Here is a 12,855-nt window from a genome sequence, read left to right as displayed (position 1 = left end):
CGATGATCAAGAAGAAAACGAAAGAAACTAGAGTACAAGAAAATGGAGACTTAACGGACGAGCCGGCTGCTGCCGCGGACTACTCCGCTACGAGAGCGGCAGGTTGCTCGGGCTCGGATTCTTCTCTTTTTGTAAGCACTCCTTTATTTAAAAACCAAGTGATGACAAAAGCGGCGATCACAAAAAACAGCGATATGATAAAGATGTTTTGAAAAGCGCTGGCGAAAACATGCTGAATGTTTACCGTCAATTCCGGTGCGAGACCGGCAGGAATACCGCCGGTAGCAATATGTTCCGCCTCCCCGGGTGGCAGCTGATCGCTTAAACCGGTCACGCCATTCTTAATATTGCGGGCAAGCAGGCTGCCGAAAATGCTCAAACCCACCGTCGCTCCGAGCGACTGGAACAATTGTACGGTACCAAGCGCTACGCCGCTATGTTCCTTTTCGACGGATTCCTGAACGATCAGGTTGTCGCCTCCGAACAATGCGCCGATGCCGAGGCCTATAATAAAGAAGGTCACAATAATGTACATCACGGTTGTGCTGACGGCGACTTGTGTGAGCAGGAAGAAGCCGACCACAGGCAAGATGAAACAAATGATAAACAAATTGCGGTATGGAACCCGGGTAATCAGAAATCCATTGGCGATGCTGGAGGGGATCGCGCCGGCCATAAAGGCAAGCATGAGGTATCCGGCCGCTGTCGGTGTCAGTCCCATCACATTTTGCGCAAAAAACGGGAATGTTGCCATGCCGCCCATAATCCCTAGCATCAGAATGAGCACTAGAGAAGAAAGGACAACGACATTCCGATTGCGGAACAGGTGAAGCGGAATGATCGGTTCTTGGACTTTGGATTCTATCCAGATAAATAGCGCAATGAACAGTGCGGACAATACAAGCATTCCGATAATGACGGGCGAACCCCACGACAGGCCGTTGTTGTCAATCAGCACAGGCGCCAGCAGAAGGGAGAGCATTGCCAGAACCAAGGTGGCCGCACCCGCCCAGTCGATGCTCCGCTTCTCGCCGCTTCGCGATTCCCTCATACCGACCGATAATACGGCCGCGGCCAGCAGGCCAACCGGAATATTAATCAGAAATACCCAGTGCCAATTAACGTGTCCGACCATATAACCGCCAACCGTGGGGCCAAGCAGCTGGGGGAGAATCATCAACGGTCCGAACAAGCTTTGAATTTTGGCCCGCTGCTCCAAAGGATACGTTTCCCCGATAATCACCAGTGCGAGCGGCATTAAACCTCCCGCGCCAATGCCTTGGATGCCCCGGCCGATGAGCAGCATCGTCATGGTTGGGGCCAAGCCGCTTACAATCGAGCCGGCAATAAATAAGGCCATGCAGCTAAGGTAAATGCGCTTGCGTCCGTACAAGTCGGCCAATTTGCCTAAAATCGGCATAAAAATGGTCACGGCGAGCATATAGACACCGGCCACCCAGCCGTAAAGAGACAGACCGTGCAGCTCGCGGATGATCGTTGGCATGGCCGTCGAAACGACGGTTTCGTCCAACTCGGCAAATATCAGGCCGATCAGCAGGCCGGTCAGCACGAGCTTTTTGTTATTTTCTTTTTGGATGGTCATGAAAGACAACTCCTATCCGTTATTCGATACGTTCGTAAGTATAACCGCGGTTTTTAAACTGAATATAAACTGGAAAATTCTCCTGCCGCTTCATTGATTATAGAGCAGCGACGAAACGGTGTCCTCGTGCCGGAGACGGAATTATTTTTCCCTTAGGGCGGAGCTGATGGTTTCGGAAGGGGCAGGGAATAGACGGATTAACTGGAAATGCAGCTATCCAATCCCAAATAAAGGTAGATAAATGAGGGGATCCAAGTTATAATGGGCTTTCGACAATACAGCCTTAAGGCATAGAGGAGAGGGGAACTCATAATGAACAAAACACTTGTAACCAAAATAGCCGCCGGTCTGGCAGCCATCATGCTCACTACGGTAATTGCGGGATGCGGAGCAAAAGCCGTGGAGGACGGCGCGAAGCCGGCAGACACCGCCAAATCGGCAGACAGCGCAAAAGCCGGAGCGACTGCTAGCACACCGGCACCTGCAGCCAACACACCGGCACCGGCTGCTGGCGTACCGGCGGCAGCTGCGGGCAGCGAAGCGAAGGATGAGGGACAAAGCAAGGGCTTAGACCTCCTTCAATCCAATGGCGCTGCCAAACCTGACGCTATCGATTGGGACAAGATCCATCTCACCAAAAAAGACTTCAAAGCTTACATCGATGCGCTGAACGATAATAAAGGCGATGAAAAGCAGCCGCTCAAAAGTGCGACGATGCCTGACGACAAGACCATTGAAATCGTGATTAATACCGCCAATGGGGGGCAATTGGGCGCCGGCCTCATGATGATGATTTTTGACCCGTTTATTCGTCAAATGTACGTGCATTCGGATTATTTCAAGAACAACCAGCAGCCGGTAATCCGCTTTAAGGACACCAAGGGAGAGGTTCTGGGCGAAAACAACGACTTCCCTAAAGAAAAAGGCAAGTAACTTTAAGCGGACCGCCGATTCCGTTCCCTGCGCAGCAAATAGATGAAATAAGGGGCGCCGATGACGGCGGTCATGACGCCTACCGGAACCTCGCGCGGAATGATGATCACCCTCCCGAGACAGTCACCGAGCAGCATCAGATCGGCGCCGATGACGGCGGCGAGCGGAAGCAGCCGCTGGTTCAAGCCTCCGACAAGGCTGCGTGCCATATGCGGTGCCAGCAGTCCGACAAATCCGATCGCGCCGACCGCCGATACGGATACGCCGGCTAGGCTTACCGCAAGCAGGAGCAGCCAAAAACGTTCGCGTACGATGCGCAGGCCCAGCGACGCACCGATGTCGTCGCCCAGCTGAAATGCGTTCAGTTTGGCGAAGCTCGCGCCGGCAAAAGCAAGCAGTACAGCCAAAGAAGGCAGCAAGTAGGCGATATGATTCCAACTGCGGCTCCATAAGCTGCCGGACAGCCATAGCAGCGCCATATTGATATTGGTTGGATTGGTGACGATCAGATATTGCGTGCCGGCCTGAAAGATGGCGCCAATAGCGACGCCGATTAAGGCAAGGGAAGCGGGAGATAAAGTGAGCCTGCGGCTTAAAGCAAGGAGCACCAGAAAGGTAATCACGGCCCCGGCAAAAGCGGCGATCGGCAGCACATAGACGGGTGACTTCGGAAACAGGAAGATGACAGCCGCCGCGGCGAAACCGGCTCCTTTGGTTATACCGATGACATCGGGGCTGGCTAGCGGGTTACGGATCAAGTTCTGCAGAATCACACCGGCTACAGCCAAACCGAAACCTGCGAGCATACCGACAAGCACTCTGGGCAGCCGCACCTCATGGACAATGAAATAAGTCGGGCTTGCCGGGTCCGTCAGGCTTGCTCCTATATCCCCTAGCGGAATGGACACGGCTCCGACGCAGATGGAGACTACAGCAAGAATGAGCAGAAGCAGACAAGCGCCGCCAAGAATGGTCGTGTTCCTCATTTCTTCTTCCCTCCTTGCCGCCGGGATAAATAAATAAAAAACGGGGCTCCGATCGCAGACGTGACGATACCAACCGGGGACTCGAACGGAAACGATATCATGCGGCTGAATAAGTCGGCATACACCAGCAGCGCGCCGCCGAGCAGTCCTGTCAAAGGAACAAGCAAGGTCAGATTGGACCCGACCAGCGCTCTGGCGATATGAGGGACGATCAGGCAGATGAACCCGATCGGACCGCATACGGCGACGGCTGAGCCGGCAAAAACGATGACCAGCAGCATGCCCGCGGCGCGGACCAGTGCGACTCTCTGGCCTAGTCCGGCAGCTACGTCGGAATCCATCGGCAGCAGGCGAAATGCGGGGATCATAAAGATAAGCAGCGCAAGCCCCCCGATGACAAATGGCAGCAGCAGAGCGACCTCATGCCAGCTCGCGCGGTTTACCGACCCGACCAGCCAAAAGATCATGCTTTCCGTCGAATATTGGTTCAGAATCATGACGCCTTCGGTCAAAGAAGAAAGCAGGAAATGAACGGTAATGCCCGCAAGCGCAAGGCGCACATATTGCCTGTGATCGTTGCCGCTCAAGGACCAGACCAGAATGACGCCCGCTACGGCACCTGCGAAGGCCAGCAGCATGGAAGCAAACAGGCCCAATCCGGAGGCCAATACAAGGCCTAACACTACGGCTAACGACGCACCTGCGTTAATGCCGAAGATGTGCGGGGAAGCCAGCGGATTTTTCGTTGTCAACTGAGTCAGCAGCCCGGCCAGCGCCAGCTGAATACCGACGATGCAGGCGGTCAACGTGCGGGGCAGCCGTAAAGTTTGGATATAGAGGTGCAGCTTGTCGTGGCTTCGGAAGGTTAGCGCTTCGAATAAAGTGCCCCATGACATCTGAGCTTGGCCCCATTTCAGGCTCAACAGCATGCCGAGAGCCAAAAGAAGCAAACAACTGCAAAAAAGGAAGAGCAGAAACCGGGGGCGGCTCTGCTTCTCCAAACGAATCGTGTTATCCATTTATTTTATTCTCCCAGCTGTTTCAAAATATCCTCTGCAATCTTCTCCGATCCGAGCATACCTCTGGATAGCGACCAGTCCCGGCGTTCTACGGTGTATACCTTGTTGTTGTTCACCGCGTCGAGTTTCTTCCATAGTGGATTCGTTTCCCACTGGTTCACGATCGTCACCTTATCCGTCGGCATCAGGAACAACGCCTGCGGGTTCGTTTCCACCAGTTGCTCCAGGGTCATCTGCGGATAAGCCGTATCGTTTTTCAACGGATCGGTATAACCTAACATTTTCAGCATGGATCCGGAATACGAATGGTCGGAGTGACCGAAAAATCCGGTAGGATTCACGACGGCGGGAAGCACGGTCATGTTGGCGTTTTTAATTTTTTTCTTAGCTGCCTCCATTTTGGCTTGGTGTTCCTGCAGACGTTTCTTGCCTTCCTCTTCTTTGCCAACAGCTTTGGCGGTAATGATGTAATTTTTCAACATTTGATCATAATCGGCTTGGAAGTCGTTTAATACCAGCAGCGGCGCGATCGCTTTAAGCTGCGGCAGGGCGTTCTTATGCTTGTTGATATCGACGATAATCAGATCGGGCTTAAGCGAGCTGATCAGCTCGATGTTGGGCTCATAACGGGAGCCTACGGATGTATATGATTTCAGTTGGCTCTTTACTGCATCCATGAACAAAGCCGGACTGCCGTCATCGGCAATGCCCACGGGCTGCACGCCCAGCGTAATCAGCATATCGGTAAAGCTGAAATCCATGGTGACGATCCGTTCCGGCTTTTTGGCTAATGTAACGGTTCCTTGCGCATCTTCTACTGTAATTTTCCCGTCGCTAGGAGCTGCAGCGGGAGCGGGCGAAGCTGCCGGAGCGGGGGCCGGGGCCGCAGGGGTTGAGCTTCCTTGAGCTGAAGGCGCGGCGGTTTGACCGCAAGCGGCAAGACTAAGCGCGATAACGAGAAATAACATAAGAGTGACTAAGCGGCTGGTCTGAAGTTGCATGATGAATCCTCCTGATAATAATAATTATTCTCAATTGATTTTAGCTGCATAACCTCAGATAGACCATATCCAATTCTAAGATTGGACATGTTATATTATTAGATTTTATGCAGCTCCTTGAGATACGCGGCAGGAGAACAACCGACTTCTTGCTTAAACGTTCTGCTAAAATGAAAATAGTCCGCGAAGCCGACCAACTGGGCCACCTCTTTGGCCGGAAGCCGGAATTGCTGGAATATTTGCTTGGCTTTGCTGATGCGCAAACTCCGCAAATACCGGCTCATGGAAGTGCCGGTTACATTTTTGAACAATACGGTGTAATGTCCGACGCTGATCCCCGCACGTTCAGCGAGCATAGGGAGCGTAAGCTTCAGCATGTAATGCTCATTAATATATGAAATGGACTCTTCCATACTTGCAAGCGATGCGGTGGTTTCCCGCTGCATCTGTGTTTCATATATATAAATAAACAGGATTCGTTCGAGAATAAGGCGCTTGCGAACCTGCTGCACGAGGTATTTATCTTCACTGGGCACGTCGTTTGCTTCGGTTGTCCGAAACAGTTCATCCAGCATGTATTTGACCTTCACTTCGCTTGACGTGCGGAGCGAACCGTGCAGGGACCAGGGGCTGTTCTCGGGGAAAACGCGGTAAGTGATGACCACGTATTCGGCTTCTTTTGTTTTTGGCACCTGAATGGTGAAGGGGCCGTATTGGGGATGGCAAGCGAAACCTTGAGATACGAGGATGGGCTCCTGACTCTGTCCGGAGATGGAGAGGTGTCCGCGCAGCACGACAACGAGCATATGCCGGTCAGCAGAGCTGGCGATAACTTGAGTCATTCGGCTGGATTCCACGCGTTCAAATATCGGAATGATGGAAACAAACTGTTGAAAGCTCATGGCGGCGTAGTCCTCTCTCAAAGTGGAGATGCTGAATCAAGCAATGAAATGAGCATAAACCCGAGCGCTATGAAATAGCAGCATGGACTATATTATAAAAAATTCCCTCTTGAAAATACAGGGCCGGGAATGTACTATACAAGGTATCATTTTAATACGACTCATATAATTTTGGGGATATGGCCCATAAGTTTCTACCGGATGACCACATCAATTGTCCGACTATGAGTGAAGGCGAATGCGTCGCGGTATTTACTCAGGTCGGTTAGGGCCGATCCCGCGCCGCAGGTACGTGTTTTATGTACACCACTAGGGGAAAACCCGGAGGGACAAGCTTCACTTGAGAGCTAGCAGCTCAAGGAGGCTTGTTCTTTTTTTTCTCTGGCCTACATACAAAAATGCCGTCGCCATGGGGATTATGTCATAAAGGAGCGATTGGGAAGATGAAACAGCTAGAGGAACGCATACGTCAAGAGGGTCTTATTTTGTCGGAAACGGTACTGAAAGTCGATTCGTTTCTGAACCATCAGGTCGACACACAGCTGGCGCTGGAAATTGGACAAGAGTTCGCGCGGCTCTTTTCCGGCAAACCTGTCACCAAGGTGCTTACCGTCGAAGCCAGCGGGATTCAATTTGCAATGGCTGCGGGAATTGCGCTTGGAGTTCCTTTTGTGTACGCCAAAAAGAAGAAAGCCGTGACTTTGTCCGAGAAGGTATATTCGGCGCCGGTGCACTCCTTTACCCGCCAGGAAACGTACCAGATCAGCATTTCCCACAAATATTTGGGGCCTGACGATAAAGTGCTGATCGTTGATGACTTTCTGGCCACGGGGGCAGCGCTGGTCGGCCTGGTCCAGATCGTTAGGGAAGCGGGAGCGGAACTGGTCGGCGTGGGTAGCGTCATTGAAAAAAGCTTTCAAGAAGGCCGCGGTCTGCTGGAGCAAATGGGCGTCGAAGTCCATTCATTGGCACGGATCGCTGCGATGTCCCCGGGCGTAGTTCGCTTTGTAGGCGAAACAGACGCCGCTGCTGAGCAGACGAAGGAGAATTTATAGCATGTTAAGCAAACAGCGGGTCGTTACACTCGGCTTTCAACACGTGCTGGCTATGTATGCGGGGGCTGTTGTCGTGCCGCTGATCGTTGGGGGAGCGCTTAAGCTGACCAGCGCGCAGATGGCTTATTTGATCGCCGCCGACTTGTTCACGTGTGGGGTCGCCACTATTTTGCAGGTGATGGGCAGCAAGTACTTCGGCAGCAGATTGCCTGTCATTCTTGGATGTACCTTCACAGCGGTCGGGCCGATTATTGCCATCGCTTCGGCCTCCAATTTGGCGACGGCATACGGAGCCATCATACTTTCCGGATTATTCGTCGTATTAGCCGCACCTTTGTACGGCAAGCTACGGTTATTCCCAATGCCGTATTGGGCGGCGCGATGATCGTTATGTTCGGCTCGGTAGCGGCTTCGGGCATCTCGATTTTGTCGGAAGTGGACTTGCGCAAGGATGCCAATTTGCTGATCGCCGCCTGCAGCATCGCCATCGGTCTGGGCTCGGCGACGCTGCCGCAAATGTTCGACCAACTGCCGGACTTTGCCAAAATGCTGCTGCAAAACGGCATCGTGTCCGGCTCGCTGACGGCGATTATGTTGAACTTGGCGTTATCGGGACGAACTGACGTTCCGGTGGTTCGCAATCAGAGAGGCCATTAACAGAGACAGGAAAAAACGAAAAAGTCCTCCCGGGCAGGGAGGACTTCATTTATTCGTTTGCCAACCGTCTAAGTGTCGCGTCGAGTACTTGTACTCCGACGGCAATATCGTCAAGCGCCGCCCATTCCTTCGGGTTATGGCTGATCCCTTCGAGGCAGCGTACAAAAATCATTACGGTCGGGACATGGCGGCCGATCACCATGGCATCGTGCCCGGCCCCGCTTGTCAGCTTAAAGGGCGGGCAGCCCGTTTGTTCAATCGCTTCTTCCACGATACCGATCAACCGCGGCGACATGGAGGTAGGCGCGATCCTGATTTTCAGTTCGCTGGTGACGTCCAGCCCTCTTCTGGCTGCGATGGCGCCGGCTTCGTGCAGAATCGCTTCAATGAGCTTGTCCCGGCTGTCCAGGTCAATGTCGCGGACATCTACGATAAAGCTGACTTCGCCGGGGACAACGTTGCTGCCGTTTGGCGAGATGTCCATTTTGCCGACCGTTGCTACGGCGGTGGGGCTGTACAAGGCCGGCAGCTTCTCAATGGCGACGATGCATTCGCTTGCCCCGATGAGGGCATCCAGCCGCATGCCCATCGGCGTTGTTCCGGCGTGTGCGGCTTTGCCGCGCCACTTGATTTCGAGCCAGGCCGGCCCGGCGATGCCGCTCACAACACCAACCGGTAGCTGCCGTTTCTCCAGCACCTCGCCTTGCTCGATATGAACTTCGACGAAAGCGTGGATCGTTTGCGGGTCGCGTGCGGCTTCCTCCGATTCGGCAGGGTCCAGCCCGTGCTCCCTCAGCACTTGGTCGAAGCTGCGTCCCTCGTCGTCCCTGTAATGGGCCACCGATTGAAGATCCAGCTCGCCCATAAGAAAATGGCTGCCGGTCAAGCTGGCATGGAAACGGGAGCCTTCCTCGTCGGCAAAAGCGGCGACTTCCAGGCTTCGGCGCGGCACAAAACCTTGCTCGAACCAGGATGCGGCTACCTCCAGCGCCGAAATGACGCCGACGACACCGTCGAAATGCCCGCCGTTGGGCACCGTATCGATATGTGAGCCGGATAGAACGGAGGGCAGCTGCGGTTCGGTCCCCGCATAGGTCCCGAATAGGTTGCCGACCGCATCCTCGCGAACGTTCAGACCGGCTTCGCGCATCCACGATTTGAGCAGCTCCTTGGCCGTCCGGTCTTCCGGGGAATAACCGATGCGCGTAGCGCCCTGCCCGGGAGTGGTTCCGATTTCGGATAACGCTTGGATGCGCTGGGCTACCCGTTCCATACGGAGGTCCGTATCCAACCGGCTTCCTTGCATCAGCTTTTCATACACCTGCATAAGGCTTCACCTGCATAATAAATAGTTTTTTGTAATTTACATATCATAGCATAACTGGCGATTGTATAAAAAACCGAAAATCGGCATCGCTGTGCAGGGTCAATAAGATGCCCGCTGCGGATTGACGGTTAAAAAGTTGGCATGGTATATTTTGTTTTTGATTTTATTTTTTTCGAGGAGAGAACTACAACATGTCGAACAGCACAAACCCTTCTTTGCTTAACAAATTGTTTAAGCTGGAACAGCTGAAAACGAACGTGCGGACGGAATTTATCGCCGGACTGACCACGTTTATTACGATGGCTTACATCATTATCGTTCATCCGAGTTTGATGAAAGCTGCGGGGATGCCGGCCGGACCGGTAACGGTCATGACGATTTTGTCGGCAGCCATTTTCTCGATCCTTATGGGCGTTTACGCGAACCGGCCGTTTGCGGTAGCTCCGGCGATGGGCGGCAATGCCTTTTTCGCTTACACGATTGTAGCGAGCGGTGCGGCTACATGGCAAACCGGGCTGGGTATGGTGTTTATCGCCGGGGTCGTATTTCTACTGCTCACCTTGCTGGGGATTCGCGAGACGATCGCCAGAGTGCTTCCGAAAAGCGTTAAAAATGCCATGGCCGGAGCCGTCGGTATTTATGTTATCGGTCTGGGCTTAAATAACGCCGGAATTATTTTGCCGACCAAAACAAACCTCGGACTGGCTTCGCTCCACAATCCGACGGTGCTGCTTGCCTTTATCGGTCTTGCCGTTACGCTGGCGCTGATGTCGCTTAGAGTAAGAGGCGCCGTGTTCTTCGGTATATTGGTTACGACGATCATCGGGATTCCGATGGGCATCACCAAACTTCCAACCTCATTTATTTCATTGCCTCCGAATCCGTCTCCCGTCTTGTTTCAGGTGGACTGGCTGGGCGCTTTGAAATGGTCCTTTTTCCCGCTGATTTTCACTTTTTTCACCGGCGAGTTTTTCTCTACGATGGGAACGGTGCTGGGTGTCGGCGGCAAAGCCAAATTATTGGATGAAAACGGCAACCTCCCGGATATCCAAAAGCCTTTCCTAGTCGATTCGGTCGCTATGGTCGGCGGTTCCGCAATGGGCATGACGACGGTCACGGCATACATCGAATCGGCCAGCGGCGTGGAAGTAGGCGGACGTTCCGGCTTGACGGCGGTATCGACAGGCCTTGTGTTCCTTGTGGCGTTATTTTTGACGCCTGTGTTTCTGGCTATTCCCTCGGCAGCTACGGCCCCGGCTTTAATTGCGATCGGCTTATCGATGCTGCAGGCGCTGAAAAATATCGATTTCGACAATTTGGATGAAACGTTGTCCGGGTTTATGACGATCCTGATGACCGCCTTCACGTTTAGTATCGCTAACGGTATCGTGTTTGGCATTTTGTCCTACGTGGCGATCAAACTTCTGTCCGGCAAAATCAAAGAAATTCCTATCGGCTTGTACATTTTGTGCGTACCATTAGTTTACTACCTGTGGTTGAAATAACGGATGGAAGGGGTTTGAACTATGAACAGCAAGCTTGTTGCCTCCGCACGCGGAGATTTGCCTATCGATGTGGCAATTGAAAATATACGGTTAGTCAATGTATTCTCCGGTGAAATTTACCCAGCTGCGATCGGGATCACCGGGGACACGATTGTGCATGTCACGGCTCCGGGCGTAACGACGCTTGAAGCCAAGGAACGGATTGACGGCAAAGGGTTATTCGCAGTGCCGGGTCTTATCGATACGCATTTGCACATTGAAGTGAGCATGATGACGCCCGCTCAATACGCCGAAGCCGTACTGGTGCACGGAACGACAACCGTCGTCACCGACCCGCATGAAATCGCCAACGTGCTGGGAGAACGCGGAGTGCGCTATATGGTCGACGCTGCCAAAGGACTGGACCTGCGCATGCTGAACGTAGTGCCTTCCTGTGTGCCTGCAGCGCCGAATGTGGAAACTTCGGGCGCGGACTTCACTCCCGAAGCGGTTGAAAAGATGCTCGCCTGGGAGGGCATACACGGCTTGGCCGAGGTGATGAACTATCATGGAGTCATTCATCAGGACCCTCGCATGGTGGGCATCTTGGAGGCCAATGAACGCGCAGGCGCGGGAAAAATCGTACAAGGTCACGCTCCCCGGGTATCCGGCCGCGATTTGTCGGCTTATATGGTGGCCGGCCCGAATTCCGATCACGAGAGCCGGACAGGGGACGAGGCGCTGGAGAAAATCCGCGCCGGCATGATCGTGGAAATCCGCGAAGGCTCATTTTCGATGAATTTGGCGGACTGCGCCAAAGAAATTAAAGATATGGGTTACCTGCCCAATGTTTGCTTCTGCTCGGACGATCTGCTGCCAAACGATATTCTCGAGAAAGGCCACATGAATCACATTGTGCGCAAGGCAATGCAGGAAGGCATTGAGCCGGTCAACGCGATCCGTTATGCAACGTTAAATGCGGCGCAGCGGATGGAACGGAAAGATTTAGGCGCGATTGCGGCAGGAAGGCTTGCGGACATCGTGCTGATCGAGCAGTTGGAGACGATGAAGGCCGTCGACGTTTTTGCATCGGGCCAAAGGGTCGTGCAGGAGGGCAAGCTGATCAGACAGCAGCCGAATCTGGAGCCGCCAGCAGACTTTCTGGAAACAGTGAAGCTGCCGGAGATTACGGAAGACGATCTTGTGCTTCGAATTGAAGAAGCTGGGGCATCGGAAGCCCGGATTCGCGTGATCGAATATGATGCCGCCCCGGGGATCCCGACCGACTTTCTGGAAGTGACGCTGCCGGTGGAGAATGGCTTGCTGCGTCCCGAAGCGTACGAAGGGGAGAAAGGCCCGCTCTGCCGCGTGGCTGTATTCCATCGTCATGGCTTAAACAGCAACCGCAGCTTGGGCCTGCTCGCCGGTTACGGCATTCTGGAAGGCGCTGTAGCGACTACCGTCGCCCATGACAGCCACAACCTTGCCGTACTTGGTGTGGACACGAAGGACATGGTGATCGCCGCCAACACGCTCCGTGCCTCGCAAGGCGGGTTCGTCGCCGTCAAAAACGGCAAGGTGATTGCCCATCTGCCGCTGCCCCTGGCCGGTCTGATGAGCCTGGAAACGGCCGATACGCTTGTACCGAAGCTGAAGGAACTCGTATCTGTGCTGCAGCAGGAAATCATGCCGGGGAAAAATCCGATTCACCGGATGATCGCCGTTACGCTGCCCGTCATACCAAGAGCTAAAATTACAGATATCGGATTGGTCGAAGTGGAATCGCAGACGCTGCTGCCGCTTGTCATCGAGACCCGGTAAATATAAAGAGGTTATCCTGCAGGTTATGATCAGATCATGACCGCGGGATAACCTTTTTTTTATTATA

10 protein-coding genes, 1 pseudogene and 1 riboswitch are annotated in these 12,855 nt (G+C 53.5%); of the genes and pseudogenes, 5 read left to right on the top strand and 6 right to left on the bottom strand.

What is annotated here, in order from left to right; genetic code table 11:
- Positions 1-79: 79 nt before the first annotated feature.
- Positions 80-1,603, bottom strand: coding sequence for an MDR family MFS transporter (locus EYB31_RS17690; protein WP_131014699.1), 1,524 nt, complete (start codon positions 1,601-1,603; stop codon positions 80-82).
- Between the two features lie 312 nt (positions 1,604-1,915).
- Here EYB31_RS17690 and EYB31_RS17685 point away from each other — a divergent pair, with 312 nt between their 5' ends.
- Positions 1,916-2,536 (top strand): hypothetical protein, encoded by a 621-nt coding sequence (locus EYB31_RS17685; RefSeq protein ID WP_131014698.1) that lies wholly within the window; start codon positions 1,916-1,918, stop codon positions 2,534-2,536.
- Between the two features lie 2 nt (positions 2,537-2,538).
- Here EYB31_RS17685 and EYB31_RS17680 read toward each other — a convergent pair whose 3' ends face one another.
- The 4 genes from EYB31_RS17680 to EYB31_RS17665 form a co-directional block, all read right to left on the bottom strand.
- Positions 2,539-3,522 (bottom strand): FecCD family ABC transporter permease, encoded by a 984-nt coding sequence (locus tag EYB31_RS17680; protein WP_131014697.1) that lies wholly within the window; start codon positions 3,520-3,522, stop codon positions 2,539-2,541.
- Positions 3,519-4,541, bottom strand: a complete 1,023-nt coding sequence (locus tag EYB31_RS17675; RefSeq protein WP_131014696.1) for a FecCD family ABC transporter permease — start codon at positions 4,539-4,541, stop codon at positions 3,519-3,521. Before EYB31_RS17675 ends, EYB31_RS17680 begins: the two co-directional genes overlap by 4 nt.
- Positions 4,542-4,546: 5 nt before the next feature.
- A complete protein-coding gene (locus EYB31_RS17670) occupies positions 4,547-5,542 on the bottom strand; it encodes an ABC transporter substrate-binding protein (protein WP_131014695.1) in 996 nt (331 codons plus the stop codon).
- A 98-nt stretch (positions 5,543-5,640) separates the two neighbouring features.
- A complete protein-coding gene (locus tag EYB31_RS17665) occupies positions 5,641-6,444 on the bottom strand; it encodes a helix-turn-helix domain-containing protein (RefSeq protein WP_131014694.1) in 804 nt (267 codons plus the stop codon).
- Positions 6,445-6,585: 141 nt separating this feature from the next.
- Positions 6,586-6,689: riboswitch (purine riboswitch) on the top strand.
- 198 nt (positions 6,690-6,887) lie between these two features.
- On the opposite strand from EYB31_RS17665, the gene EYB31_RS17660 reads away from it, so the two are divergent.
- Together EYB31_RS17660 and EYB31_RS17655 are read left to right on the top strand one after the other, a co-directional pair.
- A complete protein-coding gene (locus tag EYB31_RS17660) occupies positions 6,888-7,499 on the top strand; it encodes a xanthine phosphoribosyltransferase (protein ID WP_131014693.1) in 612 nt (203 codons plus the stop codon).
- 1 nt (position 7,500) lies between these two features.
- Positions 7,501-8,156: pseudogene (locus tag EYB31_RS17655) on the top strand (solute carrier family 23 protein).
- Positions 8,157-8,205: 49 nt separating this feature from the next.
- On the opposite strand, the gene EYB31_RS17650 reads toward EYB31_RS17655, so the two are convergent.
- The gene (locus EYB31_RS17650) at positions 8,206-9,483 is read right to left on the bottom strand and encodes a Zn-dependent hydrolase (protein ID WP_131014692.1); all 1,278 of its coding nucleotides are present in this window, start codon (positions 9,481-9,483) and stop codon (positions 8,206-8,208) included.
- Between the two features lie 191 nt (positions 9,484-9,674).
- Between EYB31_RS17650 and EYB31_RS17645 the strand changes: the two genes are divergently transcribed.
- Complete coding sequence (locus tag EYB31_RS17645) at positions 9,675-10,988, top strand: NCS2 family permease (RefSeq protein ID WP_170318248.1); 1,314 nt, start codon at positions 9,675-9,677, stop codon at positions 10,986-10,988.
- Positions 10,989-11,009: 21 nt separating this feature from the next.
- Positions 11,010-12,788, top strand: a complete 1,779-nt coding sequence (gene ade / locus EYB31_RS17640) for an adenine deaminase (RefSeq protein WP_131014691.1) — start codon at positions 11,010-11,012, stop codon at positions 12,786-12,788.
- Positions 12,789-12,855 lie beyond the last annotated feature (67 nt).

This window comes from Paenibacillus thalictri (genome assembly GCF_004307995.1).
GTDB lineage: Bacteria > Bacillota > Bacilli > Paenibacillales > NBRC-103111 > Paenibacillus_AF > Paenibacillus_AF thalictri.
The sequence above is the reverse complement of the archived record's forward strand: the minus strand, read 5'-3'. Positions and strand labels throughout refer to the sequence as shown.